Source organism: Ruegeria sp. C2 (genome assembly GCF_056537765.1).
Genome location: NZ_JBQFRZ010000001.1, coordinates 730,286 through 756,981, shown reverse-complemented (window position 1 = coordinate 756,981; position 26,696 = coordinate 730,286). Strand labels below are relative to the sequence as shown.

Here is a 26,696-nt window from a genome sequence, read left to right as displayed (position 1 = left end):
GTTTCGTTGCGTGCGGGATATCCCGCTTGGGTCTGTCGGACAACCCTGCCTCAAGGGGCAAGATCAGTTGATCAGGGTTGGCTTGGTTACATTGCTTTTCGGCAGAACGCCAAGGCGGCGTGCAACCTCGGAATAGGCGTCAGTCAAGCTACCCAGATCGCGCCGGAACACGTCCTTGTCCAGCTTCTGGCCGGTTTCAATGTCCCACAAACGGCAGCTATCGGGGCTGATCTCATCCGCGACGATGAGGCGCTGATAGTCGCCTTCGAAAACCCGGCCGATCTCGATCTTGAAATCAACCAGTCGGATGCCGACGGCCAGCATCACTCCGCTCATGAAGTCATTCACGCGCAGCGCGAGGCTGAGGATATCGTCCATGTCCTGCTGGCTGGCCCAACCGAAGGCCGCAATGTGTTCTTCGGTGACCAGCGGATCACCCAAAGCATCATCCTTATAGCAATATTCAACGATCGGGCGCGGCAGCTGCGTACCTTCTGCAATGCCCAGACGTTTGGACATAGAGCCAGCGGCATAATTGCGCACGATCACTTCCAGCGGAACGATCTCGCAATTCCGGACCAGTTGCTCGCGCATGTTGAGGCGGCGGATGAAGTGGTTCGGAATGCCGATCTGTGTCAGGCCGGTCATGAAGAACTCGCTCAGGCGGTTGTTCAGGACCCCCTTACCGTCGATGACATCTTTCTTTTCGGCGTTGAACGCGGTGGCGTCGTCCTTGAAGTACTGCACGATGGTGCCCGGCTCGGGGCCTTCATACAGAATCTTTGCCTTACCTTCGTAAATCTTCTTGCGACGCGCCATGAGCGACCTTTCCAGGCTGGAGAAAGGGAATGAGTCCCTTCACGTTGGCGCCCTCATAGTGCAAGCCCCGCGTTCTCGCAAGTTCGCTACCCCGAGGGCCTTTGACGCAGCGCAAATACCTTGCGCCCCGGGTGTCGTATTGTCATATCATCAGAAAGAAATCGTAATCCAAGGGGTCCCCAACCAATGACCACATTCGACGAACGTGAAGCCGCGTTTGAAAGCAAATTCGCCCATGACGAAAAGATGCAGTTCATCGCACGTATGCGCCGCAATCGATTTATGGCGGTTTGGGCATCGACGCTGAAGGGCGAAACCGTTGAACAGGCACGGAAATACGGCGAGGTATTGGTCCATGCCGATCTGCAGAATGTCAGCGAAGACGATGTTGTCGAGGCGGTCAAGGGCTATCTTGGCGATCTCGCGGACGAGGCAAAGATCCGTTCGAAAATGGCAGAACTTCTGGTTGAAGCCAAAGAACAGGTGATGGCGGAAGCCGAACACTGATGGCCTGAAAATGCAAAACTCATGATCTTCATGAGTTTTATGAGTTTGATTTGACGCCCCGGTCGTGAGACACGGGGCGTCTCATATTTTTGGGCTCAAGCCCCTATTTTTTGGAATACCCAAATGACAAACGCGCTCAGCAAGCTTCTGGAAACTGTCGATGTCATCCTTGCGGATGGTGCGACTGGCACCAACCTGTTCAACATGGGCCTGCAATCCGGCGACGCGCCCGAGCTGTGGAATGTCGATGCGCCCGACAAGATCCGCGCGCTGTATCAGGGTTCGATCGATGCAGGCAGTGATCTATTCCTGACCAACACATTCGGCGGCACTGCGGCGCGGCTGAAATTGCATGACGCTCAGGGTCGCGTGGCTGAGTTGAACCGTATCGGTGCGGAACTTGGCCGTGAGGTCGCAGACAAGGCAGGCCGCCCCGTGATCGTGGCGGGTTCGGTCGGCCCGACCGGAGAGATCATGGAACCCGTAGGCAGCCTGACCCATGCCGAGGCGGTCGAGATGTTCCACGAACAGGCCGAGGCGCTGAAAGCCGGTGGTGCCGATGTGCTGTGGCTTGAGACCATTAGCGCCCCGGAAGAGTTCCGCGCCGCAGCCGAGGCCTTCGCGCTGGCCGATATGCCCTGGTGCGGCACCATGAGCTTTGACACTGCCGGTCGCACGATGATGGGCGTCACCTCATCCGACCTGGCGACAATGGTTGAGACTCTGCCTAATCCGCCTTTGGCCTTCGGTGCCAATTGCGGAACGGGTGCTTCGGATATTCTGCGCACCATCCTGGGATTTGCAGCGCAGGGTACCGAGCGTCCCCTGATTTCCAAGGGAAATGCGGGTATCCCGAAATATGTGGACGGGCACATCCACTATGACGGTACACCCGAGCTGATGGGGCAATACGCTGCGATGGCCCGTGATTCAGGCGCGACCATTATCGGCGGCTGCTGCGGTACGATGCCTGCGCATCTGCGCGAGATGCGCAAAGCACTGGACACGCGACCGCGTGGCAATCGCCCAACTCTGGATGAGATCGCGCTGGCGCTCGGCCCGTTCACCTCTGCCTCGGACGGCACCGGGGACGACGCCGCGCCAGAACGGCGTACTCGTCGTCGTCGCCGGGCATAATGTGACGATCAGCGTCCCTCGAACTTCGCGGGGCGCTTTTCAAGGAAAGCAACGACTCCTTCGGCAAAGTCGCGCGTGCGTCCGCATTCACCTTGCAGATGCGCCTCAGCCGCCAGTTGCTGCGGCAGAGTGTTGTCGTAGGTGCCTCGAATTGCCTGTTTGATCGCACGGAAACCTGCGGTCGGGCCATTGGCCAGATAAGCAGCCCGTTTACGCCAATGCGCATCAAACTGATCATCCGCCACGGCTTCCCAGATCAGCCCCCACTCATCTGCTTGTCGCGCGCTGATCTTGTCAGCAAACAGCGCCGCACCCATCGCTTTGGCGAATCCCATTTGACGTGGCATGAACCACGTGCCACCGGCATCGGGCAACAGACCGATCCGGGCAAAGGCCTGTAGGAAATAGGCGCTTTCAGCCGCAATCACCACATCCGCGCACAGTGCCAGGTTGGCTCCTGCCCCCGCCGCCGGCCCGTTGACGGCGGCGATGGTTGGGACCGGACAGTCATAGACTGCTTCAAGCATCGGCTCATACTCATCCCGCAAAGCCCGTTCCAGATCGATCGAACCTGTGCTTGAGGCGTCTCCCAGATCCTGACCGGAGCAGAAGGCAGGCCCAGCACCAGTCAGAACGATAGCGCGCGCCTGCCGTGCGGCCTCTTTCATGGCGTAAGTAACTTCTGCCCGCATCTGAGTGGTCAGTGCGTTCATTTTGTCCGGCCGGTTCAGTGTCAGAACCGCCAGATCATCTGCAATCTCCAATTGGACTGCTTTGTATTCCATCGAAAAACCTCACCAGCGCAGCGTTTTGCAAAACCTTACGCAAATGTGAGGGAAGGAAAAGAAGAACCGCGCGTCAGTCTTTCAGAATTTGGCGCAGACGCTCTTGTTCTTCTTCGCTGAGTTTATCACCGGGACCGGAAGCCTGTGCATGCGCCCGTTTGCGCAAGAAGCTCCACCCCATGCCTGCCGCGATAAGCAACATGACGGGACCGGCCAGCCACAACATCAGGTTCGACCCTGTTATAGTGGGCTTTAGCAGTACGTACTCACCATAGCGGTCGACAATGAAATCCACCGCCTCCTGATCCGTATCCCCGGCCACCAACCGCTCGCGCAGAAGAATACGCAGGTCGCGCGCAAGATCGGCGTTGCTTTCGTCGATGCTTTCATTCCGGCACACCAGACAGCGCAGCCCGGTGCTGAGCTCCCGCGCGCGCTCTTCAAGCACAGGATCGTCCAGAATTTCATCCGGTTGCACGGCCATAAGCGGGCCAGCCATCAACATCAGGATCAGAACGAGGCGTTTCATTCGGCGGGTACTCCGCTCGCTGGCGTCTTGCGGGCACCCGCTGCCACACGGAAGCGGCGGTCCGACAGGCTGAGCAAACCGCCCAGAGACATCAGAATGCACCCAGCCCAGATCCAGTTGGCCAGAGGTTTGATATAGGTGCGCATGACCCAACCTCCGTCCGCCTGCTGATCACCGATCACCACGTAGAGATCGCGCAGGAAGCGATAGTCAATCGCCGCCTCTGTCGTGGGCATACGCGCCACCGGATAGTCGCGTTTCTCGGGGTGCAGCATTGTGATCGGACGGCCATTCAACTCAACCGCAACGTCGGCGGTGGTCGAGAAATAGTTCGGCCCCTCAACACGTCGTACATCCTGCAGCGTCAATGTGAACTGACCAACCTCGAACGGCTCACCAGGTTGCGCAACGCGGATATCTTCCACCTCCCAAGCGGTCAGACCTGCGATGGCAAACATGGTGACACCCAGACCCGTATGAGCGACGGCCTTGCCCCAATCGGCACCCGGCAAGCGGAACAAGCGGGCAAAGCTGCCCTTGCGCCCTGTGCGGCTCCACAGATCAACAATGGCTCCGAAGGTAATCCACGCCCCAAGGAACAGCCCCGCTGGCCCCAACGCGCTACGCCCGGTCTGAAGAACCCAAACCAGTATCGCCAGTGCAACTGCCAAGACGAAAGCATAACGCAGTGACCACGCCGCCTTGCCCAAGCGACCCCGCTTCCACGGGATCATCGCACCCAATGGAAGGACTATCCCAAGCACTACCATAAAGGGCGTGAATGCAGCGTTGAAGAACGGCGCACCGACCGAAAGCTTTCGATCAAACGCCATCTCAGCCACCATCGGCCAGAGCGTACCAAAGAACACCACGAAACAGCTGACTGCCAGCAGGATGTTGTTCAAAACCAGCGCACTTTCGCGGCTGACCATACCAAAGACACCCTTCGCCTCCATCGCTTGCGCGCGTGCGGCAAACAGGGTCAGAGCACCGCCTGTGAAGACCACGAGGATGAACAGGATGAACACGCCACGCTCAGGGTCGTTGGCGAATGCGTGGACCGAAGTCAGCAGGCCCGAGCGCACGATGAAGGTGCCAATCAGCGAGAAGCCAAAAGCGATGATTGCCAGCAAGATGGTCCAGCTTTTCAGCGCCTCGCGCTTTTCGACCACAATGGCCGAATGCAGCAGCGCGGCAGCAAGAAGCCAGGGCATGAAGCTGGCATTTTCAACCGGATCCCAGAACCAGAACCCGCCCCAGCCAAGCTCGTAATAGGCCCACCAGGACCCAAGCGCGATGCCGATGGTCAGGAAGATCCAAGCAGCCAGAGTCCAGGGACGCACCCAACGCCCCCATGCCGCGTCAACCCGGCCTTCGATCAATGCAGCAACAGCAAAGCTAAACGCCATGCTGAGACCAACGTAGCCCAGATACAGGAACGGCGGATGGAAGGCCAATCCCGGATCTTGCAAGAGTGGGTTAAGGTCACGCCCGTCAAACGGCGGAACAGGCAACCGGTCAAAGGGGTTCGAGGTGAACAGAATGAAGGCGTAAAACGCTACGCCGATCGCCGCCTGAACAGCCAGCACCCGTGCTTTCAACGTTGGTGGCAGCCCCCCGCCGAACACCGCAGCCATGGCGCCAAATAGCGCGACAATCAGCACCCACAGCAGCATTGAACCTTCGTGGTTACCCCAGGTTCCACTGACCTTGTAGAGCATTGGTTTCGCCGAATGGCTGTTCTCAACCACGATCCGCAACGAGAAGTCAGACGTCGTAAAAGCCCAGACCAGAGCGCCAAACGAAAACGCAGTCAGAATGAACTGCGTGATCGCTGCCGGCTCAGCAAATACCATCCATCCGGTCCAGCGTTTTGCGGCGCCTACAAGCGGTACCAAGGTCTGAACGATGGCAACCAGAAAGGCGAGGATCAGTGCGAAATGTCCGAGCTCTGTAATCATGGCGGACTTATAGTACGAAGGCCCGCCAAGCGCCATTCACATTCGCCCGCAACCGCCGTACACAATGTCGCGCCTTAGCTTCTGCGCAAGCGTCTCCATTCATTAAGCGCGGGGTTCGAGTCAGCCTCAACCCCTTCCGTCTCAATCGCTGTATCTGCGGTGTCGGAGCTATCGCTTTTCAAGGCACCAAGCGTTTCGAGGTTGGCGACAACATCGGGCAGAAGACGCATCGAGCTGCTGATTTCCCGTTGGAAATCCTGTGCTTTCACCTGATGGCGTGCCCCGAAATAGAAGGTGACGATAACGCCCAACAACCACCAAAGAGGCTCGGGTACAAGTGCGATGCCCTGCATTCGCTGGGCAAACCAAACCGGATCGATCATTGCGGAGACAAATAGTCCCAAAGTGCCCAATGCCATTGCCGGGCGCGGCAGGCGATTCAAACCGTCGATGAACCGATCAAAACAACCTTTCCCCTGAGCCTGAAACTCGGCTCCGAACTGGGTCATCGCCGAAGCTTGCAACATCGTCGCGCGCGCGGCCCCGCTTTCGCTGTTTTCGCGAAAAACTTCTGCCGTTTCGCTAACCACATTTCGACCACTGCCGAACAACAGGCCCAAAAGCCCCGAAATCAATCCCATTCCGAAACCCTCCGCTGAAACTCTGCATCATTCAGGTGATAGATGGGCGACAAAAACTCCTCAGCCCGTCTGATCCATCCGCCTTTCCCACCGGCCCTGGTTCTGGCGTATTTGCGCAATGCCGGTTTTCGATCCGCCAGCCGGAAGTAGTAGTTTCGACGTTCGATCCCATAGGCATCCCGCAGCACGGTTGGTTTTGGCTCTGCCGCATTCTCGCAGGCCTGCGCAGTCTGGGGTCCGACCAGCCCATCAATAGCAAGATCATATCCCATCCGGCGCAACAGATTCTGCAGAATCGTCACCGCCTGCACCCCCGCATTTACATGCATGTCGAATACCGTGGGCCATAACACCTCGGGCAATCGATCAATCTTGGGCTTCGAAAAATAGTGTTTCAGATAGATCTCAACGGCCTGCGCTCGGGTCAACGCCCGTACATCCGCGCGGTTCACCGCCCCGTCACCGGTCAAGTCCAGGCCCAACCGCCGCATAGTATGAATTGTGACACCATACTTCGTCGCACCGCCGGGATCATCCGGATCATCAACAAAGCCGCCTTCGCGCGTAACGATACCTTCAGCGATCTGCTGAACCGTCTGCATTGAACCACCCCTTTGCTCAGATGGCTCAAACGGTCAAGCAAAGGCATTAATACCTCGACAAATCAAAGGGCGTTGCCAGCTTTCTGCGCGCAACGCCCTGTTTCTTCTGTTCTGAAAAACCTCTGTCGGAGGAAGGCCGCTATGACCTGTTCAGCTGTCGCCGCTCTCTTTGTAAACACCCTGCTCTTTCAGCGCGTCCACGACCTCTTTCGGCATGTAGGTTTCATCATGTTTCGCAAGAATTTCAGTCGCTTCGAAGACGCCATCGACGTAACTTCCAGTGCCCACCATCCCTTGGTTTTCAGAGAACAAGTCAGGCAGCACACCGGTGAAAGCCACGGGCACGCTCTCGCCCCCATCGGTCACAACGAAACGCACCGTCTCACCCTGCCCGCGAATGATCGAGCCTTCTTCGACCAGACCGCCGATGCGAAACACTTCGTTCGGTTGTGGAGGCTCGGCGATCACCTGACTAGGAGAGCGGAAGAAGTTAATGCCATCTTTCATGGCAACGCCAATCAACGCCGTCGATAGGGCCAAGGCCACCGCGGCTAGCACAATGATCTGAATTCGACGACGTTTCTTGAGCGTTTTCATACCGTCCTCACGGGAACAGAGGGGCCATCATCAGCCCCAGGGTTTCATCCTCACCTAACATCAGGTTAGCGTTCTGCAAGGCTTGCCCGCTGCTACCTTTTGTCAGGTTATCCAGTGCCGCAATCACGATGGCGCGGCGTTCGATCCGATCACCGACCACCCCGATGTGACAGAAGTTCGAACCGCGAACATGATGGGTCGAAGGTGTTTCTCCGAAGGGCAACATCTCAATGAAGGGTTCGCCTTCATAGGCCGATTGAAGCGTCTCATAAACGCTCTGCGGATCGCCCTTCACATATGTGGTGGCCAGAATGCCCCGGTTGGCCGGGATCAGATGCGGTGTGAACTGCACATGTACGGTACGACCCGTCAGTTCCGAGAACTCCTGATCGAACTCACCCAGATGCCGGTGCGTCCCACCTACCGCATAGGCGTTCGCGCCTTCGCTTAGCTCTGCGTGCAGCAGGTTCTCTTTCAAAGCGCGACCCGCACCCGAGACAGCGCATTTCAGGTCCAGAATGATGTCATCCAGATCAATCACGCCCGCCGAGATCAGCGGCCGCAGCACATATTGCCCGGTCGCGGCGTTGCATCCGGTCCCGGCGACCAGCCGCGCGGCGCGAATGTCATCCCGGTAAAACTCGGTGAGGCCATAGACGGCTTCTTCCTGATGCCCCAGCGCGGCGTGCGGGTTGCCGTACCATTTCTGGTATTCATCACCATCCCGCAGCCGGAAATCCGCCGAAAGGTCGACGATTTTCAGAGTATTGGGAAAGTCCCGAATGACTTCCTGACTGGTTTTATGCGGCAAGGCACAGAAACACAGATCGATCTGCGAAAAGTCGATCTCGGAGATTTTGCAGAGCACCGGCAAATCCATATGACGCAAATGTGGAAACACCTGTGCCATGGTCTGCCCTGCCTTGCGCTCGGCGGCCAGAGCTTTGATTTCCATATTCGGATGCCCGGCAATCAGCCGCACGAGTTCTGCGCCGGTATAGCCGGAAGCACCTAGGATTGCGATTTTGTGGGTCATGTCAGACCTCTTTCATTCATGTGTCACATGGGTGACCGCCGCTGTGACGGTCAACGAAATACGAGATGGAAAAGGTGCCGTCCTTGACCTTGGTCAGGCGGCCGCAAAGGTGATTTGTCGTCGGAGGAACTGGGTCGCACGATCCGTCACCACCCCCGGCTTGCCCGTTGTGAGGAAGCCAGACTTACCTTCACCCAGCATATTTGGATGGCGTTTCAGGTAATCTGCCAAGCTCTCAGCAACCAAGTCACCCTGACTGTAAACCTTCACATCCGGACCAAGCGCCTTCTGGAACGTCTCTGCCATCAGAGGATAATGCGTACAGCCCAGAATCGCTGCTTGCGGTTCCGGCATCTTGCGCTTCAGGGCATCAACATGGCTGCGCACCAAAGCCTCGGCCAAGATCATGTCACCGTCTTCAATGGCGTCGACGACACCGCCGCAAGCTTGTGCCTCAACGTCCACGCCAATCGCCCGAAACGCCAGTTCCCGCTGAAATGCGCGGCTGGACACGGTCGCGGGTGTCGCAAACAGCGCGACATGCTGCACCTGCACCTCGCGTGGTGGAGAGTTATCGCCCCATTGCCGTTCCGTCAGCGCCTCGATCAGAGGCACAAAGACACCCAGCACGCGCTTTCCCTCGGGGACGCCCGCCTCTTGCATCCGGCGCAGAGCGGCAGCACTGGCGGTGTTGCAGGCCAGAATCACCAGATTGCAGCCGCTATCCCACAGGTTCTGCACAGCGTCTCGCGTCAGGTTATAGATATCCTCGGCATCGCGCACACCGTAGGGCGCGTGCGCGCTGTCCGCATAATACAGAAAATCTACGTCGGGCAGACGTTTCTGCGCGGCGTTCAGGACGGTCAGACCGCCCAACCCGGAATCAAAGATACCTACTGCCATTTGCCCCTTCAGGCGCGATGCCGTTCCTCGAATTCATAGCCATAGTCATAAGACTTCAGCGGCTCTGGAGACAGCTCATACGTGGCTTTGCGCAGGAAATCCATCATCTTGCGCGTATCCTTGCCCAGTGGGTCCAGAATGTCGCGCCCGATAGGCTCACCAACAACAACACGAACCGGGGTATCGACGCGCTTCTTAAACTCTTTGATCAGCAAACCCATCCGCAACGTGTTGTGCAAATGACTGGCGATCTGGAACAGGCGCGAGGTGTGGCCGTCAAAAAACAGAGGCACCACAGTCGCGTTGGATTTGGCAACCATCCGCGCGGTAAATCCGCGCCAGCCAGGATCCATCGGATGGGCAAATGGCTTGACCGCAGTGCTGACTGTACCACCCGGGAAAATCCCAATGGCACCACCTTCGCTCAGATAGTTCAAAGCGGTCTTTCTGGTCTCAAGGTTCAGCTTCATCGCCTCTTTCGTCTCATCGAACGAGATCGGAAGGATGATGCGATTGATATCCTCGGCCTTACGGAAAACACGATTTGCCAGAATGCGAAAATCTCCGCGCGTCTGGGACAGGATATGCCCCATCATCAGCCCATCCAAAATGCCATAGGGATGGTTAGCAATTAGAATCAGCGGCCCATCCTGAGGGATATTCGACAGCGCGCCGCCCACCACATCCAATGTCAGACCATAGCGATCCACCATTACGGACCAGAAATCACGCCCCTGTGCGACCTCTTGCTCGTACCCATCGGCACGCCGGATCAGGCGCATGCGGCCGGTTGTGTTCTCCATCAGCTTGATCATCATCCGCCCGCCCCGCGTTTCTGCGGAGTGGGCGTAGGATATGTCACGGGCGACGTGATGGCGCGAGGGCATTGGCTACTCCGGATTGCTGCCGCCTAGATAAGGCCGGATCGCCATTTTGCATAGCTTACGTGACAGGCTTGTGAAGCTTCACTCTGCCGCAGCCTGCAGTTCTGGCCCACCATCGCGGATGACAGCCAGCAACTCCTCGCGCCGTTTTGCGGCCTTGGCTTCGTTTGCCACTAGCACTGGGCCAAAGCCACGAATGTCCAGCGGCAGAGCAGCAAGCGCAGCGATCGCATCACTGGTCTCAGGCGTCAATTTGGGCAGAACCTCTTTCATGTCTTTTTCATACTGGCGGATCAAAGCACGCTCCATTTTGCGCTCTGCCGTGTACCCAAAGATATCCAGAGGCGTGCCACGCAGGCCTTTCAGCTTTGCGAGTATCTTCAACGGCCCCAGAAACCACTCACCGAACGCCTTCTTGGCCGGACGCCCGTTCTCACCCTTCGTTCCCAAAGTCGGAGGCGCAAGGTGGAAAGTCATCTTGAAGTCACCATCAAACTCGGCCTCCGCCTTCTGGCGACTGTCGAGCAGCAACCGTGCGACCTCGTATTCATCCTTGTACGACAAGAGTTTATGGTAACCCTTGGCTATCGCCTCACGGACTTTTTGATCCTCGACACTTTCAACCAGTTTGCGATAGCGCTTCGCCAATCGCTTGCTCTGATAATCGGTCAGATGCGCGGCGCGGAAGTCGATCACCTGATCGAGTATCTTTGGCATCTCCGCCACATTCGGACGCAAAATACCGGCTGCCTCTTCGGGATGGGTCACCGCCCAGCGACCGACCTCAAACGCCCGTTTGTTGCGTTCAACCGCTGCGCCATTCAGCTCAATCGCCTCGACGATCGCCTGATGGCTGATCGGCAGCAAACCACGCTGCCAAGCCGCGCCGAAGATCATCATGTTGGAATAAATCGAATCCCCCATCACGGCCCGCGCCAGATCTGTGGCATCAAACAGGGCCACTCCGTCCTTCAGTCGCGCCTGAAGGGCAAGCTGCAGCTGATCGCTGGGGATCGTGAATTCGGTATCGCGGGTAAAGTCGCCGGTAATGATCTCATGACTGTTCACCACCGCCCCGGTTCGACCGGTCTGCGTGAGACCCAGCGTTTTAGCCCCTGCAGAAACCACCAGATCACCGCCAATTAGCGCATGCGCTTCACCGGTGGCGACACGAATGGCGCTGATGTCCTCGGGTCGGTTGGCCAGGCGGCAGTGGATATGAACGGCACCGCCCTTCTGCGCGAGGCCCGCCATCTCCATCATACCGGCGCCTTTACCGTCAATCTGCGCCGCCTGCGCAAGAACCGCGCCAATCGTGACGACGCCGGTTCCGCCAACACCTGTGATCACCACATTATGGGTGCCATCGATCTGCGGCAGTACGGGGTCCGGCAGGTCCGGCAGGTCTAGCTCTGTTGTCGCTTCCTTCCGGATTTTCGCACCTTCAACGGTCACGAACGACGGGCAGAATCCTTTCAGGCATGAGAAATCCTTGTTGCAGCTTGACTGATCAATCGCCCGCTTGCGGCCAAGTTCAGTCTCTTTGGGAACAATGGATACGCAGTTCGACTGAACACCGCAGTCTCCGCAACCTTCACATATGTCAGTGTTGATAAACACCCGCTTATCGGGATCCGGGAACGTGCCGCGTTTACGCCGCCTGCGCTTTTCGGCAGCGCAGGTCTGGACATAAACAATAACCGATACCCCCTCGATTTCACGGAACTTTTCCTGAACCTGCATCAACTTGGCACGCTCGAAGGTCTCAACGCCCGAGGGTAAGGCGGCAAAATTCACATCTTCCTTTTCGTCATAGACAACGGCCACATTGCTGACGCCCATCGCCTTGACTTCGGCCACGATACGTTCAGCGCTCAGTCCGCCTTCGTTCTCTTGCCCACCGGTCATTGCAACCGCGTCGTTATAGAGGATCTTGAAGGTGATGTTCGTACCAGCTGCCAGCGCCGCCCGGATCGCCTGCACGCCCGAGTGGTTATAGGTCCCGTCTCCAAGGTTCTGGAACACGTGTTCGGTTGTCGAAAACGGAGCTTCGCCGATCCAATTCGCCCCTTCTCCGCCCATCTGGGTAAACCCGGTGGTTTCGCGATCCATCCACTGCACCATGTAGTGACAGCCGATCCCTGCGTAAGCCCGGCTACCCTCTGGCAGTTTGGTCGAACTGTTATGCGGACATCCTGAACAGAAATATGGCAAACGCGCAGCAATCTCCTGAGCGTTATCAGCCCGTCTTGCCTCGGATAGTGCTTCCAAGCCGGCGCGCACGCCATCCGTGTCGCGCCCTTCTTCGATCAGGATCTCGCCAAGCTTCTCGGCAATCATGATCGGGTCAAGCGCCCCACGTGTCGGGAAAAGCTCTTCACGATGCAGCGTGCCGGCCCCGCCTTTGTACCAGCCGTAAACACGGCGTCCGCGCCGGTCATCGAAGATCGCCTCTTTGACCTGAACCTCGATCAGCTTGCGTTTCTCCTCGACGATCACGATCAGGTCCAGCCCTTCAGCCCAATCGTGGAAGCCCTTCATATCCAAGGGGAATGTCTGGCCGATCTTATAGGTGGTAATGCCCAGACGCTCGGCTTCTTCCGCGTTGATGTTCAGCAGCGACATGGCATGAGCCAGGTCCAGCCAGTTCTTGCCTGCCGCCACAAACCCGATCTTGGCGCCGGGCTTACCCCAGACGCGCTTGTCCAGCTTGTTGGCGTGCGAGAACACCTCAGCCGCAAAGCGCTTGTGGTCGATCACACGCGTTTCCTGAAGATGCGGCGTGTCGCCTAGCCGAATGTTCAAACCACCTTCGGGCATATCGAACTGAGGAGTAACCAGTTGCATCCGATCCGGGCGGCCATCGACGACCGAGGTCACCTCAATCGTGTCCTTCATGGTCTTCAGCCCGACCCAAACCCCTGCGAACCGGCTGAGCGCGAAGCCGTAGATGCCGTAATCCAGTATCTCTTGCACACCTGCGGGACTGACCACGGGCATATACATATCCACCAGCGACCATTCCGATTGATGCAACACGGTCGAACTTTCGCCCGTGTGGTCATCGCCCATCGCCATCAAAACACCGCCATGCTTGGCCGTACCCGCCATATTGGCATGACGCATCACGTCACCGGATCGGTCGACGCCGGGGCCCTTCCCGTACCAGAGGCCAAAAACACCATCGAATTTTCCGTCGCCGCGCAATCCCGCCTGCTGACTACCCCACAACGCAGTTGCTGCTAGATCCTCGTTCAAACCGAACTGAAATGTGACATCGCTTTCGGCCAGCTGCTTCTCTGCGCGGGACATCTGTAGATCAACCGCGCCAAGAGGTGACCCCCGATAGCCGGTGACCAGACCTGCCGTGTTCAATCCCGCCTGCGTATCACGCGCCTTTTGCATCAGCATAAGCCGCACAAGCGCCTGTGTACCGTTCAGTAGGACCGGGCTTTTGGACAGATCAAAGCGGTCGTTGAGCGAAATCTTTGGCTGACTCATCAGACGTCTCCCCTCGTCGGATTAGTGTGCTTCATTCTCGTGTATTTTAGGTCACAATTACTGACCTGTATAGTAATTTTACCCTATTCCATAACGATTTCCGGGTTTGAATGTGGAATTTGTTACGTGTTTCATATAGGGCTTCCCAAAGATAACGAAAGTTGCGGCGATGGATTGGGACAAGCTCAGAATATTTCATGCGGTTGCGGATGCAGGCAGCCTCACGCATGCAGGAGACAAGCTTAATTTGTCTCAATCTGCTGTGAGCCGTCAGATTCGTGCGCTCGAAGAATCGCTGGATGCGACCCTTTTTCATCGCCACGCACGCGGACTGATTCTAACCGAACAGGGTGAGCTGCTTTTTGATGCAACCTCGGCCATGTCCAAGCGCCTTGATGCGGCAGCGGCACGCATTCGCGACAGCGAGGATGAGGTTTTTGGTGTCCTGCGTGTGACCACCACCTTTGGCTTCGGGACTCTTTGGCTGGCGCCGCGCCTGCCGAAGCTCTACGAACAATACCCTGATCTGAACATTGACCTGATGCTGGAAGAACGCGTGCTGGACCTGCCCATGCGCGAGGCGGACGTCGCCATCCGCATGAAAGAGCCCAGCCAGGCCGATCTGGTCAGAAAGCGGCTGATGACCGTTCAGATGCTGCTTTACGCGACCCCAACCTATCTTGAGACCCACGGTGGCGCACCCGGAACGCTTGAGGAGATCTCAAAGCACAGGCTGATCTGCCAAACACCCTCGGCCCCTCAAGTCGGAGCAAGTGCGGCGATGGTACGTCATCTGATGACCTACAACCCTGCCTCGTTGATGACGGTAAACAACTACTTCGGAGTTCTTCAGGGGGTGATACACGACCTCGGGATCGGCGTACTTCCCGATTATGTGACCGATGACTTTCCTGATCTGGTACCGGTCCTGTCCGATATCGAAAGCGCGGACGTACCCGTTTACCTCGCCTACCCCGAAGAATTGCGTCATTCCAAGCGGATAGCAGCATTCCGTGACTTCGTTCAGGATGAGATTATCGCCCATCGCAAGCAGCTTCGGCAGTTGGGCAAACTTTAGCTATGCACCAAAAGCATAGCGGGCATGACGTCTAAAGACCCCAATAATCCTTGATCGTTCATAAAGTGATCCCTAAATGAGCAATCGAAGGCGGTGATGCTGTAACGCTCATCATCTTCATACCTCCCTGTTGGACTACGGCCGAGCTTAGTGCTCGGCCTTTTTTTTGGTCATACCCGGCATCAAGTCTGCGAAACTTCTGGGAAAAATGCACGCATAAGCATATGATCCCGAAAACGATAGAAATTTCGTGTTCGAGGGCAAATCTATGTTCCATCCATTCCGCCTGGTGCTGGCGATTGTATCCGCATTGTTTCTTGCGGTTCCGCTTTATGCACAAGATACCGGCGCCACGGCAACGGTCACCATCCCTGAAGATCTTACCCCCGAACAGGTAGACGACCTGGTCGCACGCATGTCCGACGATCAGGTGCGCGCGATTCTATTGGAACGCCTTGATGCGGTTGCTGAAAAACAGGCCGCAGAGAAAGCGAGTGTCGACGACCCGCTGACGGAAATTAGCGAAATCTGGGCTGAAATGGTTTCATCCTGGACACATGTTCTGACCACGCTACCCAATATCGTGACCGCACAGATTACCGCGTTCAGCAATTTCTCGGATACGTTCGGGACAACTGGGGTCTTTGTGCTTATGGGGCTGGTCCTATCGGTGCTGATTGCAGGGTTCATAGCCGAGAAACTGTTCATCTTCCTGACCCGGCGCTGGCACGAGGCGACCGAGGTCGCCGATGAAGCCGACCTATGGGGCGCTGTGCGATACCTGTTCCGCCGCTTCTGCCGCGAGATCGCCGGGCTGATCGTGTTCTACGTGGTCATTCGTGCCATCGGGCGTGGTCTGTTGACCACTGAACAGATCACCTATGCCGCGCCGTTTGTGTTCTATCTGATCTGGGTGCCACGCCTTGGGGCTGCCGCGTCGCGCTTTGTGCTGGCCCCTGAGAAACCGCAATTCCGGCTGGTCAATATTGACGATCATTGGGCCAAATACCTGCATCGCAACCTAATCGGCCTGCTGATCCTGATCGGCTTCACTCTGTTCGTCATCCGGTTCAACGCGCTTAATGGCGTCACCGGTGACGATACCCGCATCGGCTTCTGGCTGAACGCTGCGATCCATATCTATATCGGCGTCATCGCCTGGACTGCACGCGAGGGGTTGTCCCAAATGATGTTGGGCACCGACCCGGACCACACCAGGTTCGACGAGGAGGTCGCGCGTTATTACCCCTATTTCGCCATTGGCGTCTCGGTGGTGATCTGGCTGCTGGTTGAGTTTCTGATTGCCCAACGCGATCCTGCGGTGATGCGCGTGCTGGTCAACGGGGCGCATTTCAACACCATGTTCTGGCTGCTGATCGCACCGGCGCTTGATACCCTGATACGCGGATTGGTCCGTCACCTGCAGCCGCCAATGTCCGGTGAAGGGCCGCTGGCCGAGCGTGCGTATCGGTCGGCCAAGCGCAGCTATATCCGCATCGGTCGCGTGGTTGCAGGGCTATTTGTGGTCTTCATGATTGCAAACGCATGGCAATTGGACCTGCGCCATGTCGCCTCGGCCGGGGTCAGCGCTGAGGTGGGCGGAACTATCATCGAGTTCCTGCTGATCATCGCCATAGGCTACATCATGAACGAGGTCGTCTCGTTGTGGATCAATCGCCGTCTGGCCAAGGAACAGACCGCAGCCGAAGCCCTAGACGAAGAAGCCGGCGGTGAAGGCGGCGGTGCGGGCGGGTCACGCTTGGCCACAGTTCTGCCGCTGCTGCGGATCACTGCGCAGGTTACGATTGCTGTTATCTTCGGGCTTTTGGCCCTTGGTGCGCTGGGTATCAACATTACTCCGCTTCTGGCCGGCGCAGGTGTTCTGGGTCTGGCCATCGGCTTTGGTGCGCAGAAACTGGTTGCCGATATCGTCGGCGGCATCTTCTTCCTGATCGACGATGCCTTCCGGGTCGGCGAATATGTCGATGTGGGTGGCACTATGGGTACGGTCGAGAAAATCTCAATCCGTTCGATGCAACTGCGTCACCATCGCGGCCCGGTTCATACGATCCCCTATGGCGAGATTCAGAAGCTGACCAATTTCAGCCGTGACTGGGTGATCATGAAGCTGAAATTCACCGTGCCCTTCGACACTGATCCCAACAAGGTAAAGAAAATCTTCAAGAAGATCGGTGCCGAGATGATGCAAGACGAAGTTCACAAGGATGGCTTCCTGCAGCCGTTCAAATCTCAGGGTGTGTTCGATTTCGATGATGTCGGCATGATCATCCGCGGCAAGTTCATGGCCAAGCCGGGCAAGCAGTTCACGCTACGCAAGGAAATCTTCAACCGCGTGAAGGCCGAGTTCAACGCCAATGGCATCGACTTTGCCCGCCGCGAGGTGCGCGTCGCCATTCCCGGACTGGAAGAGGCCGAGAACCTGAGCGAAGAACAAAAGGCAGCGGTAGGTGCTGCGGCGGCCGATGCGGTCAACAAAGGGCAAAACCCGGCCTGATGTCTTTGCTTCAACTAATCTCAGGCATTGGCTGAAGCAAATGACTTGGACACTCACCGCGGAACCGGTCTTATGGTCGGTTCCGTTTTTCATTCTCTGATGCCCCTGCGCGGGTTTGGCCCTTTCCTCAAGCGGCCCATTGCCCTAAAAGGCGCGCAATCTCGGCCCACTTGGACACAGGACAGAAGATGCAAGAGCCCGCAATCACACCCGATCTGATCGCCGCACACGGGCTCAAGCCCGAGGAATATGACATGATCCTCGAGATCATCGGGCGCGAGCCGACCTTCACCGAGCTTGGCATTTTCTCGGCCATGTGGAACGAGCACTGCTCCTACAAATCGTCCAAGAAGTGGCTGCGCACCCTGCCGACCTCTGGCCCTCAGGTGATCTGCGGCCCGGGTGAGAATGCGGGCGTGGTCGATATCGGCGATGGCCAAGCCGTGGTGTTCAAGATGGAAAGCCACAACCACCCCTCCTACATCGAACCGTATCAAGGCGCGGCGACTGGCGTGGGTGGTATCCTGCGTGATGTCTTCACCATGGGCGCGCGCCCGATTGCATCGATGAATGCGCTGTCCTTTGGCGAACCCGCCCACCACAAGACCCGTCAATTGGTGAATGGCGTGGTTGAAGGTATCGGCGGTTATGGCAACTGCTTTGGCGTACCTTGTGTCGGTGGCGAGGTTCGCTTCCACCCCGCATACAATGGCAACTGCCTGGTGAACGCGTTTGCCGCTGGTTTGGCCGACAGCGATAAGATCTTCTACTCGGCCGCATCCGGCGTCGGCATGCCCGTGGTGTATCTGGGCGCTAAAACCGGCCGTGACGGCGTGGGCGGTGCGACCATGGCCTCGGCCGAGTTTGACGATACCATCGAGGAAAAACGCCCCACGGTTCAGGTCGGCGACCCCTTCACCGAAAAACGTCTGATGGAGGCCACGCTGGAACTGATGCAGACCGGCGCCGTGATCTCGATCCAGGACATGGGTGCTGCGGGCCTGACCTGTTCGGCCGTTGAGATGGGTGACAAAGGTGGCCTTGGCGTGCGTCTCGATCTGGAAAACGTACCCCAGCGCGAAGAGAACATGACAGCATATGAGATGATGCTGTCGGAATCTCAGGAACGCATGCTGATGGTGCTGAAGCCCGAGCTCGAGGCCGAGGCCCGCGCTGTATTCGAGAAATGGGACCTTGATTTTGCAATCGTCGGCGAAACGATCGCCGAGGACCGTTTCTTGATCATGCACAATGGCGAAGTCAAAGCCGATCTCGTGCTGTCCAAACTGTCCTCGACCGCACCAGAATATGACCGTCCATGGGAGCCCACACCCGCAGCTGAGGAGCTGGCCGAGGTTCCTCAGATTGACCCGATTGATGGCCTGCGCGCCCTGCTCGCTTCGCCCAACTACGCGGGCAAGCAATGGGTCTATGAGCAATATGACACCATGGTCATGGCCGACAGCACCCGCACTCCGGGTCTGGGCGCGGGAATGGTCCGCGTGCATGGCACAGACAAGGTGCTGGCTTTCACCAGCGACGTGACTCCGCGCTATGTCCGCGCCAACCCGGTTGAGGGCGGCAAGCAGGCGGTGGCTGAGGCCTATCGCAACCTGACCGCTGTTGGTGCCAAACCGCTGGCTACCACAGACAACCTGAACTTCGGCAATCCCGAAAAGCCCGAGATCATGGGGCAGTTCGTCGGCGCGATTCAAGGTATCGGTGCTGCCGTTGGTGCGCTGGACATGCCCATCGTGTCTGGCAATGTCTCGCTTTATAACGAAACCGACGGTCAGGCGATCCTGCCTACACCGACCATCGGCGCAGTTGGCTTGCTGGCACATTCAGACGACATCATCGGCAATGAAGTCCGCGAGGGTCATGTGGCGCTGGTGATCGGCGAAACCAAAGGTCATCTGGGTCAATCCGCACTGCTGGCCGAAGTGTTCAATCGCGAAGACGGTGACGCACCGCAGGTTGATCTGGACGCGGAAAAGCGTAACGGAGACTTCATCCGAGCCAATCGTCAGATGATCAAGGCTTGCACCGACTTGGGCGATGGCGGCCTTGCCTTGGCGGCCTTTGAACTGGCCGAAGCTGCAGGTGTTGGCGTCTGCCTCGACGATGCCGCGACCGAATTCCTGTTTGGCGAAGACCAGGCGCGCTATCTGGTGGCTTGCAACTTCGATCAGGCCGAGGCCCTGATGATTGCGGCCGGTCAGGCCGGTGTTCCACTGGTTTCGGTCGGTCGTTTCACCGGTGACTGCGTGAAGATCGGCAATTCCGAAGCTTCGCTGGCCGAGCTGACCGATACCTTCCGCAGCAGCTTTGCCGAGGCCGTCGCCTGATCGGCGCACCCTTCGACAGGTTCATATCAGCAAATCCTGTACGTAGCCCTACGTGCAGGATTTGCTGTTTTACCGCACCGCTCCCATCTTGCACGCTCCGGTGCATCGCTCTACATCTTGGGAAAGACCTTCAGGAGTGAACCTACATGCCGATGAGCGCCCACGAGATTGAAACTCTGCTACGCGAAAGCTTTCCCAATGCGGAAATCCAGGTTGGTGGCAGCGATGGCGTACACATGTCCGCCATGGTCGTGGACGAAAGCTTTCGAGGTAAGAACCGCGTCCAGCAGCAGCGCGCGGTCTATGCGGCCTTGAAAGGCAAGATGGACGGCCCAGATGGAGAGCTGCACGCATTGGCGCTGACCACTAAAGTACCGGAATGAAAACCACGTTTTGGGATCTTCTGTCGGCCATAGTTCGTTGGAGAGTACCGAAGACCGAAGGTAAGCCCCCGTTAGGCATGGAAGCAACGAATGTTGACCTTGTGAACAAGGTACAGGCCGAGAACGAACGATTAGAACGTATGAATGGGCGCGACTAGACGCCATTGACAAGGAAACGCGAAATGACCGACGTGAAATCCCAAATCGACGAAACCGTCAAAGCCAACGACGTGGTGCTATATATGAAAGGCACCAAAGAAATGCCCCAGTGCGGGTTTTCCTCGCGCGTGGCGGGAGTGCTGAACTATATGGGCGTCGAATATGCCGATGTGAACGTTCTAGCCGATGAAGCGTTACGCCAGGGCATCAAGGACTATTCTGACTGGCCGACCGTGCCTCAGCTCTACGTCAAAGGCGAATTTGTCGGCGGTTGCGACATCATCACCGAGATGACGCTATCGGGCGAGCTGGACACTTTGTTCGATGAAAACGGCGTCGGCTACAACAAAGACGCCGCCGACAAGATCCGCGAAGCAAACGCCTGATTTATCGGCTGCTACAGTTCCTGAACAAGACCAGTTCGGGGGCTGTGCTGCCTTCGGCCTGATGGCTGATCGTGGCTTCCCACCCTTTGGATCGCAACGTGTAAGTTCCGTCCGCACCGACAGATTCATAGCGTATGCCTGACCCGCTTTCGGTTTGCTGCATCGCTATCAACTGGCCATCGATGACCATCGCGGCGGCACCAGTTCCATCCGCAGCGTTGAAGTAGGCCACTGGTACCTGCGTGGCGTTCTCACATGAGAACGTCACCGTGAGTATGTCGATCTCTGCCAACGCCGCTGGAGCCCAAAGCGATAGCGCACAGGCGCAAAGCGATACGCACTTCAGGCGTATCATACTGTTTTCTCTTCAATAACAGCCGCCAAAGCTTCTGCCCGCGCGGCCATTTCCGCCAGAGTATCCGTCACCGAAGGCGGTACCACCGCAACTTCGATCCGCTCTGGCTGAGGCTGAGGCATATTGCGCAGGCGGTTGAGCTCTGCCTCAACCTCGGCCAGTTTTGCTTCGGCCAGTTTCACGCGATCGTCCTGAGCTGCGGCCTTGTCAGCCAACATCAGGCCAGCCATCAGCAACATACGCGATTCAGGCATGCGCCCGATCTGATCCGACAGCACCTGCGCCTCATCGTCCAACAACTTAGCTGCGGCCTGCAGAAATGCTTCTTCCCCGTCTTGGCAAGAAACGTCAAAGCCGCGGCCACCGATATGAATGGTTACTTCGGGCATTATTCCACCTCTCCTTCAGCCAGTTTGGCGTGGGACAACAACGGCTCAAGCCGGGCGAGCACCGCATGCGCCTCAGCAGCGTCAGATGCCCGGGCAGCGCGGGTTGCTTCAAGCTCTGCCGCCGTCGCGCGGTTCAGCATTTCCGCATCGGCCACACCTTCTTCGGCGGCGGCCCGGAGTTCATCGACAACTGTACGCAATTGCTCGTTCGCGCCGCGCAGTCGTTGAAGGTCATCATCCAACCGGGACATTGCCGCACCATGACTGGCGCGTTCCGCGCGTAGCATCTCAAGCTCAGCATTGAGTTCGGTCAGGCGTTCGCTGTCAACAAGCTCAGCACGCAACTGGCTGAGTTCCGCTTCCATCTCTTCAGCACGATCCGCAAGCGGCGTCAGTTGCTCCACTTCTGCGCGCAGAGACTCGGCTTCTTCAGCCGCCCCTTGATAGCCACTCAGCGTTTCAATTTCCGCCTTCAGAGCTGCAACCTCGTCGCTGTTCTCAAGCGCAGCCTTTGCATCTGCCAACTCGGCCCGTGCGGCCTCAACCGTGGCCAGCTTGGCTGTGGCTTCGGCCAATTGTACGCGCAGCGTTTCCGTTTCGTCGCTCTGAGCTGGTTGAGCGCGCATGGCGTCGATTTCCTGCGCATGGCGTTCCTTGAGCGTTTTGATCCGCTCCTCCAATTGCACATTCGCCAAACGCTCTTCTTCCAGTGCGGCGTGTATTGCGGCATCATCGCCCCCCGCCGGAGTAATATTTTGCAACGACTCGACTCCGCTGCCGATCCGCTCCATCGCAGTTATGATACGGCGTTGTAGTTCTTCGATCTGGCTCATGCCCCTGTCACCTCTTTACCAAGGTTCTCTCTGTCGCGCGCCTGCCCGAATCAAGGGCGGCGGCTCTAACCCCTAGTCTAACGGAATGTGACAGAAAATACCCACTGTTTGGTTTCAAGCACTTGCGCAGCACACTTGAAGCGCCACACAAAGGTAATATCGGGTTCTGCTTGCACTTTGACTGGCGGATGATATTCAGCGCCCCATCTGCCCGTAACCCAAAGGAATAACGCCCGTGGACCTGACTGCGCTGCGCACTGCAAACCCCGAACACTGGGACAAAGCTGCGGCCATCCGCACCCTGACCCTTGACGCCGTCGCCGCCGCCAATTCCGGCCATTCCGGCATGCCGATGGGCATGGCCGACGTCGCAACGGTGCTGTTTGAAAAGCACCTGAAATTCGACGCATCCGCCCCGAACTGGCCTGACCGCGACCGCTTTATCCTGTCGGCAGGTCACGGCTCGATGCTGGTTTATTCGCTGCTCTATCTCACCGGCCATGCCGATGTGACGCTGGACGAGATCAAGAACTTCCGCCAGCTGGGTGCAAAAACCGCCGGCCACCCCGAAAACTTCCTGATCGACGGGATCGAGACCACAACAGGACCGCTGGGTCAGGGTATTTCGAATGCTGTTGGCTTCGCGATGGCAGAAGAGATTCAGCGCGCGCATTATGGCAAGAAGGTCGTCGATCACTATACCTATGTCATCGCTGGCGATGGCTGCCTGATGGAGGGCGTCAGCCAAGAGGCCATCACTCTGGCCGGTCGTCACGAACTCAGCAAACTGATCGTCTTCTGGGACAACAACAACATCACCATCGACGGCACTGTCGACATCGCCGACCGTACCGATCAGGTGCGCCGCTTCGCGGCTTCGGGCTGGCACGTGATCGAGATCGACGGCCATGATCCGAAAGCGATTGATGCCGCCATCGTACAGGCGAAAAAGTCGAACAAGCCGACCATGATCGCCTGCGAAAGCCATATCGCTCTGGGTCACGCAGCGCAGGACACCTCGAAAGGCCACGGTGCGCTGACGGATCAGGATCAGTTGCAAGCCGCGAAAGACGGATACGGCTGGCCGCACGACGCGTTTGAGGTTCCCGCAAATGTCAAATCTGCATGGGAAGCTATCGGCGCACGCGGTGCTGCTGAGCGAGCAGCCTGGGAAGAGCGTTTTGCTCAGATCTCCGAGCGCAAGCAAGCCGAGTTCAACCGCGCCTACGCTTTCGAAGCCCCCAAGAAGCTGGCGGGCGCAATTCGCGCGTTCAAGAAACAGATGTCGGAAGACCAGCCTAAACTGGCGACCCGTGCCTCGTCGGAAAAGGTTCTGAACGTCGTTAACCCGATCATGACCGAAACCATTGGCGGCTCGGCTGACCTGACCGGCTCGAACAACACCAAGTCTGCGGATATGGGTGTGTTCCTGCCGGAAAACCGCAAGGGTCGCTACATCCACTATGGTATCCGTGAACACGGCATGGCCGCGGCGATGAACGGCATGGCACTACATGGCGGCATTCGTCCCTATGGCGGTACCTTCATGGCCTTCACCGACTATGCCCGCCCATCCATGCGTCTGGCCGCACTGATGAAGGTGCCCAGCGTATTCGTGATGACCCATGACTCGATCGGTCTGGGCGAAGATGGCCCGACCCACCAGCCGGTCGAGCATCTAGCCATTTCACGCGCAACGCCGAACACCTATGTGTTCCGCCCCGCCGACACGATTGAAACCGCAGAGGCCTGGGAACTGGCGCTGACCTTCAAGGACAGTCCCTCGGTTCTGTCGCTGACCCGCCAGGGCGTGCCGACAGTGCGCAAGGATCACAAGGGGAAAAACCTGACTTCGCAGGGCGCCTATGTCCTCGCAGATGCCGAGGCCAAACGTCAGGCCATCCTGATCGCCACCGGTTCGGAAGTGTCTCTAGCGATGGAAGCCAAAGCAATGCTCGAAGCCGAAGGCATCGGCACCCGCGTCGTATCCATGCCCTGCATGGAGCTGTTTGCCGAGCAGGACGAAGCCTATCGCAAGCGCGTTCTGCCCGCAGGTGCTGTCCGCGTCGGCATCGAGGCCGCCGTGCGCGCCGGTGGCTGGGATCGTTGGCTGCTGGGCGAACGCGGCCGCGAAGCCAAGGCCGGTTTCATCGGCATGTCCAGCTTTGGCGCATCGGCCCCTGCCGGTGAGCTGTACAAGCATTTCGGCATCACTGCCGAGGCCACAATTGCAAAGGTTAAAGAACTGCTGGGCTAGTTCCGCAGAACGTAAGCACAAGGCCCCGGTCAACACCGGGGCCTTTTTTTGTTAGACGAAGATGATCACCGACTGCATGCCATCAACGACCAGATCGCCCTCGGTGTTCCACATCCGCATGACCTGAGAGCTGTAGCCGTCATGTCCGGCTGTCAGCTTATGTTCCATCAGCCACCAGCCATCACGGGTTTGAATGTCTTCGGACAACACATTGAATATCCAGTTCATTGACGAGTTGTTACCCGGTTTTTTCAACGTCGGAAATATTGCGGGTGGCAGCAGATCAGCGATGGCGATCAAGCCCTCGATCCGGCCCCGCATCTCGGCATCATTATGGCGCGCCCAGACTTTTACATAGCCATGTTCAGCCCCAGCAAATGGCCGCGCACCTTCGATCAATCGAACATCAAAATTTTCCAGAAACGCGATGGGAAGCCTTGGCAGATTCGGTGGAAAATAGTGATCGGTCGCCTCTGGTAGCGTCTCTGCTTTCGCCGGAAGCGCAAACGCCACATGGCTGTCCTGCGCCTGCCCGAAAGTGAATGTCCCCAACGCGGCTGTTTTACCCTCAATCCTCGCCCGTGCACTGATCGTCGTGACATTCCGCCCTTTGCGAAGCACCTCGGTTTCGATCAGCGGAGGTGATCCTATGGGCGCGGTGAAATTGATCAGGGCCGAGCGCAAAGGTGGCAGATCGTCGACCGCATGTCTCGCTGCAGCCAGCAACAAGGCAGAAGAGAACCCGCCATATGTCGTGCGACCCTGCATCCAATTTGGCGGAACAGGAAACTGCAAATCCCCGTCAATGCGTTCTGAACTGCCAAGAACCTGGGAGAGGCTGAGTTTTGTCATGGATTTCACATTTGATGAGTTACGGCTGGACCATACTCTGCCCTTGCGGGCACGCCAGACGAAACCTCACGTCACATGATCTTGGTTTCAATGTCTTTTCGCCGAGCCCGAAAACGCGCTGATCGCCGGGGACAGAAACTTGGTTGCCAGGGGTATCAGAGCCAGCCCATAGGCCAGACCGAACACACCATCCATTGTCGCCTTGGCGATCCACTTTACCGCGCCGGCCCATTGCTCAGACACAGTGTGACTCGCAGCATAGGCCCAGTCGTATATGAGATGGCCCAGCCAGCCAAAGCCCAGAACCTCCATGCCGTGGATCATGATTGACCCACCGACCCACAGCATTGCAGCGGTCCCAACGATAGACAGCACCTTCATGACAACGGGCATCGCCTTGACCAGACCCCTGCCCGTTCCGCGCCCAATCGGCGTTGGTGCGTTTTGCGCCAGATACAAACCGACATCATCCATCTTCACGATCAATGCGACCGAGCCATAGACCGCGACGGTCACGCCGATACCCACAACGGCCAGCGTCGCGGCTTGCATCCAGACGTTCGGAGCCTCAATGGCCGCCAAAGCGATGGTCATGATTTCAGCAGACAGGATGAAGTCGGTCTTGATCGCACCCTTCACCTTTTGCTCTTCCAGATGGCCGGGATCGGGGTTTTTCATGTCCTCTTCGATCACCTTGCTCCCGTGCGGGAACAGGACATGAAAAATCTTCTCAGCCCCCTCAAAGCACAGATAAGACCCCCCTATCATAAGCAGCGGCGTTATCAGCCATGGGGCAAAGTTTGCCAGCAGCAACGCAACAGGCAGCAACAGAATGATCTTGTTGAAGATCGAGCCCCGCGCAATGCGCCAGATGATCGGCAGTTCCCGCGCCGGAGCAAAGCCCTGAACGTATTTGGGCGTCACTGCGGCGTCGTCGATGATTACACCAGCGGTCTTGGCCCCCGCCTTGCCGGCGGCAGCAACCACATCGTCAACCGAAGTTGCCGCGACCTTTGCAATGCCTGCCACGTCATCCAACAGGGCCAAAAGACCACTCATCGCGCTTCCTTTCCAATCGTCCGCTCGGATTGGACCCTACCTGATCCAACGGCTAGCGCAAGCGTTAGCGCAACCGGGTCAGGTTTGCGCTAACACCTTAAAAATATGCCAATTTTGCCCTTTTGAGATTCTACATTCGCGGCTATATGCGCAGCAACACAAGCGCATTTTGGAGACGTC

24 protein-coding genes are annotated in these 26,696 nt (G+C 57.6%); 8 read left to right on the top strand and 16 right to left on the bottom strand.

What is annotated here, in order from left to right; all coding sequences use genetic code 11:
- Positions 1-63: 63 nt before the first annotated feature.
- On the bottom strand, positions 64-819 hold the full coding sequence (purC, locus tag ACR0IV_RS03770) for a phosphoribosylaminoimidazolesuccinocarboxamide synthase (RefSeq protein ID WP_480469894.1): 756 nt from the start codon (positions 817-819) through the stop codon (positions 64-66).
- Positions 820-1,005: 186 nt separating this feature from the next.
- Here purC and ACR0IV_RS03765 point away from each other — a divergent pair, with 186 nt between their 5' ends.
- On the top strand, positions 1,006-1,326 hold the full coding sequence (locus ACR0IV_RS03765) for a DUF1476 domain-containing protein (RefSeq protein WP_480469895.1): 321 nt from the start codon (positions 1,006-1,008) through the stop codon (positions 1,324-1,326).
- A gap of 123 nt (positions 1,327-1,449) precedes the next feature.
- Positions 1,450-2,463, top strand: a complete 1,014-nt coding sequence (gene bmt / locus ACR0IV_RS03760; RefSeq protein ID WP_480657779.1) for a betaine--homocysteine S-methyltransferase — start codon at positions 1,450-1,452, stop codon at positions 2,461-2,463.
- A gap of 8 nt (positions 2,464-2,471) precedes the next feature.
- Here bmt and ACR0IV_RS03755 read toward each other — a convergent pair whose 3' ends face one another.
- The 10 genes from ACR0IV_RS03755 to ACR0IV_RS03710 all read right to left on the bottom strand — a co-directional run bounded on the left by ACR0IV_RS03755 (position 2,472) and on the right by ACR0IV_RS03710 (position 13,902).
- On the bottom strand, positions 2,472-3,248 hold the full coding sequence (locus ACR0IV_RS03755) for an enoyl-CoA hydratase-related protein (protein WP_480657780.1): 777 nt from the start codon (positions 3,246-3,248) through the stop codon (positions 2,472-2,474).
- 73 nt (positions 3,249-3,321) lie between these two features.
- A complete protein-coding gene (locus ACR0IV_RS03750) occupies positions 3,322-3,777 on the bottom strand; it encodes a cytochrome c-type biogenesis protein (protein WP_480657781.1) in 456 nt (151 codons plus the stop codon).
- Positions 3,774-5,738: a heme lyase CcmF/NrfE family subunit gene (locus ACR0IV_RS03745; protein WP_480657783.1), complete on the bottom strand. Its 1,965-nt coding sequence runs from the start codon at positions 5,736-5,738 to the stop codon at positions 3,774-3,776. Before ACR0IV_RS03745 ends, ACR0IV_RS03750 begins: the two co-directional genes overlap by 4 nt.
- Before the next feature lie 74 nt (positions 5,739-5,812).
- Entirely contained in the window at positions 5,813-6,379 is a 567-nt protein-coding gene (locus tag ACR0IV_RS03740) for a holin family protein (protein WP_480657785.1), read from the bottom strand.
- Positions 6,370-6,981 (bottom strand): holin-associated N-acetylmuramidase, encoded by a 612-nt coding sequence (locus ACR0IV_RS03735; protein WP_480657786.1) that lies wholly within the window; start codon positions 6,979-6,981, stop codon positions 6,370-6,372. Before ACR0IV_RS03735 ends, ACR0IV_RS03740 begins: the two co-directional genes overlap by 10 nt.
- A 150-nt stretch (positions 6,982-7,131) precedes the next feature.
- Positions 7,132-7,578, bottom strand: a complete 447-nt coding sequence (ccmE, locus tag ACR0IV_RS03730; RefSeq protein WP_480469902.1) for a cytochrome c maturation protein CcmE — start codon at positions 7,576-7,578, stop codon at positions 7,132-7,134.
- A gap of 7 nt (positions 7,579-7,585) precedes the next feature.
- Entirely contained in the window at positions 7,586-8,614 is a 1,029-nt protein-coding gene (gene argC / locus ACR0IV_RS03725) for an N-acetyl-gamma-glutamyl-phosphate reductase (RefSeq protein WP_480657787.1), read from the bottom strand.
- 93 nt (positions 8,615-8,707) lie between these two features.
- Positions 8,708-9,517, bottom strand: a complete 810-nt coding sequence (locus tag ACR0IV_RS03720; protein ID WP_480657789.1) for a glutamate racemase — start codon at positions 9,515-9,517, stop codon at positions 8,708-8,710.
- 8 nt (positions 9,518-9,525) lie between these two features.
- Complete coding sequence (locus ACR0IV_RS03715; RefSeq protein ID WP_480657790.1) at positions 9,526-10,404, bottom strand: lysophospholipid acyltransferase family protein; 879 nt, start codon at positions 10,402-10,404, stop codon at positions 9,526-9,528.
- Positions 10,405-10,482: 78 nt separating this feature from the next.
- Positions 10,483-13,902 (bottom strand): indolepyruvate ferredoxin oxidoreductase family protein, encoded by a 3,420-nt coding sequence (locus ACR0IV_RS03710; protein ID WP_480657792.1) that lies wholly within the window; start codon positions 13,900-13,902, stop codon positions 10,483-10,485.
- Positions 13,903-14,071: 169 nt separating this feature from the next.
- On the opposite strand from ACR0IV_RS03710, the gene ACR0IV_RS03705 reads away from it, so the two are divergent.
- From ACR0IV_RS03705 to grxD, 5 genes are all read left to right on the top strand, one after another.
- Positions 14,072-14,980 carry a LysR family transcriptional regulator gene (locus tag ACR0IV_RS03705; protein ID WP_480657794.1) on the top strand — a complete coding sequence of 303 codons (909 nt, stop codon included), beginning with the start codon at positions 14,072-14,074 and terminating at the stop codon, positions 14,978-14,980.
- A 268-nt stretch (positions 14,981-15,248) separates the two neighbouring features.
- A complete protein-coding gene (locus ACR0IV_RS03700) occupies positions 15,249-17,495 on the top strand; it encodes a mechanosensitive ion channel family protein (RefSeq protein ID WP_480657795.1) in 2,247 nt (748 codons plus the stop codon).
- 188 nt (positions 17,496-17,683) lie between these two features.
- Complete coding sequence (gene purL / locus ACR0IV_RS03695) at positions 17,684-19,843, top strand: phosphoribosylformylglycinamidine synthase subunit PurL (RefSeq protein WP_480469909.1); 2,160 nt, start codon at positions 17,684-17,686, stop codon at positions 19,841-19,843.
- Positions 19,844-19,989: 146 nt separating this feature from the next.
- Complete coding sequence (locus tag ACR0IV_RS03690) at positions 19,990-20,226, top strand: BolA/IbaG family iron-sulfur metabolism protein (RefSeq protein WP_039530494.1); 237 nt, start codon at positions 19,990-19,992, stop codon at positions 20,224-20,226.
- Between the two features lie 182 nt (positions 20,227-20,408).
- On the top strand, positions 20,409-20,771 hold the full coding sequence (grxD, locus tag ACR0IV_RS03685) for a Grx4 family monothiol glutaredoxin (RefSeq protein WP_480657796.1): 363 nt from the start codon (positions 20,409-20,411) through the stop codon (positions 20,769-20,771).
- Between the two features lies 1 nt (position 20,772).
- Here the strand turns inward: grxD and ACR0IV_RS03680 are convergent, their stop codons facing one another.
- The 3 genes from ACR0IV_RS03680 to ACR0IV_RS03670 are packed head-to-tail and all read right to left on the bottom strand — an operon-like array spanning position 20,773 to position 22,348.
- The gene (locus tag ACR0IV_RS03680) at positions 20,773-21,126 is read right to left on the bottom strand and encodes an MliC family protein (protein WP_480657798.1); all 354 of its coding nucleotides are present in this window, start codon (positions 21,124-21,126) and stop codon (positions 20,773-20,775) included.
- Entirely contained in the window at positions 21,123-21,515 is a 393-nt protein-coding gene (locus tag ACR0IV_RS03675) for a cell division protein ZapA (protein WP_480469912.1), read from the bottom strand. The genes ACR0IV_RS03680 and ACR0IV_RS03675 overlap by 4 nt, the downstream gene beginning before the upstream one ends.
- The gene (locus ACR0IV_RS03670; RefSeq protein ID WP_480657800.1) at positions 21,515-22,348 is read right to left on the bottom strand and encodes a hypothetical protein; all 834 of its coding nucleotides are present in this window, start codon (positions 22,346-22,348) and stop codon (positions 21,515-21,517) included. Before ACR0IV_RS03670 ends, ACR0IV_RS03675 begins: the two co-directional genes overlap by 1 nt.
- A 235-nt stretch (positions 22,349-22,583) precedes the next feature.
- Here ACR0IV_RS03670 and tkt point away from each other — a divergent pair, with 235 nt between their 5' ends.
- Positions 22,584-24,605, top strand: a complete 2,022-nt coding sequence (tkt, locus tag ACR0IV_RS03665) for a transketolase (protein WP_480657802.1) — start codon at positions 22,584-22,586, stop codon at positions 24,603-24,605.
- A 51-nt stretch (positions 24,606-24,656) separates the two neighbouring features.
- Here tkt and ACR0IV_RS03660 read toward each other — a convergent pair whose 3' ends face one another.
- The gene (locus tag ACR0IV_RS03660) at positions 24,657-25,457 is read right to left on the bottom strand and encodes a thioesterase family protein (RefSeq protein WP_480657804.1); all 801 of its coding nucleotides are present in this window, start codon (positions 25,455-25,457) and stop codon (positions 24,657-24,659) included.
- 87 nt (positions 25,458-25,544) lie between these two features.
- Positions 25,545-26,516 carry a DUF808 domain-containing protein gene (locus ACR0IV_RS03655; protein WP_480657805.1) on the bottom strand — a complete coding sequence of 324 codons (972 nt, stop codon included), beginning with the start codon at positions 26,514-26,516 and terminating at the stop codon, positions 25,545-25,547.
- Between the last annotated feature and the right edge of the window lie 180 nt (positions 26,517-26,696).

Coding starts and splice junctions, on each gene's coding strand:
- ACR0IV_RS03660 (WP_480657804.1), bottom strand. CDS start 25,457: ATGACAAAACTCAGCCTCTCCCAGGTTCTTGGCAGTTCAGAACGCATT.
- ACR0IV_RS03700 (WP_480657795.1), top strand. CDS start 15,249: ATGTTCCATCCATTCCGCCTGGTGCTGGCGATTGTATCCGCATTGTTT.
- ACR0IV_RS03710 (WP_480657792.1), bottom strand. CDS start 13,902: ATGAGTCAGCCAAAGATTTCGCTCAACGACCGCTTTGATCTGTCCAAA.
- ACR0IV_RS03720 (WP_480657789.1), bottom strand. CDS start 9,517: ATGGCAGTAGGTATCTTTGATTCCGGGTTGGGCGGTCTGACCGTCCTG.
- purC (WP_480469894.1), bottom strand. CDS start 819: ATGGCGCGTCGCAAGAAGATTTACGAAGGTAAGGCAAAGATTCTGTAT.
- ACR0IV_RS03690 (WP_039530494.1), top strand. CDS start 19,990: ATGCCGATGAGCGCCCACGAGATTGAAACTCTGCTACGCGAAAGCTTT.
- bmt (WP_480657779.1), top strand. CDS start 1,450: ATGACAAACGCGCTCAGCAAGCTTCTGGAAACTGTCGATGTCATCCTT.
- ACR0IV_RS03715 (WP_480657790.1), bottom strand. CDS start 10,404: ATGCCCTCGCGCCATCACGTCGCCCGTGACATATCCTACGCCCACTCC.
- grxD (WP_480657796.1), top strand. CDS start 20,409: ATGACCGACGTGAAATCCCAAATCGACGAAACCGTCAAAGCCAACGAC.
- ACR0IV_RS03745 (WP_480657783.1), bottom strand. CDS start 5,738: ATGATTACAGAGCTCGGACATTTCGCACTGATCCTCGCCTTTCTGGTT.
- ACR0IV_RS03670 (WP_480657800.1), bottom strand. CDS start 22,348: ATGAGCCAGATCGAAGAACTACAACGCCGTATCATAACTGCGATGGAG.
- ACR0IV_RS03765 (WP_480469895.1), top strand. CDS start 1,006: ATGACCACATTCGACGAACGTGAAGCCGCGTTTGAAAGCAAATTCGCC.
- ACR0IV_RS03755 (WP_480657780.1), bottom strand. CDS start 3,248: ATGGAATACAAAGCAGTCCAATTGGAGATTGCAGATGATCTGGCGGTT.
- ccmE (WP_480469902.1), bottom strand. CDS start 7,578: ATGAAAACGCTCAAGAAACGTCGTCGAATTCAGATCATTGTGCTAGCC.
- ACR0IV_RS03735 (WP_480657786.1), bottom strand. CDS start 6,981: ATGCAGACGGTTCAGCAGATCGCTGAAGGTATCGTTACGCGCGAAGGC.
- ACR0IV_RS03680 (WP_480657798.1), bottom strand. CDS start 21,126: ATGATACGCCTGAAGTGCGTATCGCTTTGCGCCTGTGCGCTATCGCTT.
- ACR0IV_RS03705 (WP_480657794.1), top strand. CDS start 14,072: ATGGATTGGGACAAGCTCAGAATATTTCATGCGGTTGCGGATGCAGGC.
- ACR0IV_RS03750 (WP_480657781.1), bottom strand. CDS start 3,777: ATGAAACGCCTCGTTCTGATCCTGATGTTGATGGCTGGCCCGCTTATG.
- ACR0IV_RS03740 (WP_480657785.1), bottom strand. CDS start 6,379: ATGGGATTGATTTCGGGGCTTTTGGGCCTGTTGTTCGGCAGTGGTCGA.
- argC (WP_480657787.1), bottom strand. CDS start 8,614: ATGACCCACAAAATCGCAATCCTAGGTGCTTCCGGCTATACCGGCGCA.
- purL (WP_480469909.1), top strand. CDS start 17,684: ATGCAAGAGCCCGCAATCACACCCGATCTGATCGCCGCACACGGGCTC.
- ACR0IV_RS03655 (WP_480657805.1), bottom strand. CDS start 26,516: ATGAGTGGTCTTTTGGCCCTGTTGGATGACGTGGCAGGCATTGCAAAG.
- ACR0IV_RS03675 (WP_480469912.1), bottom strand. CDS start 21,515: ATGCCCGAAGTAACCATTCATATCGGTGGCCGCGGCTTTGACGTTTCT.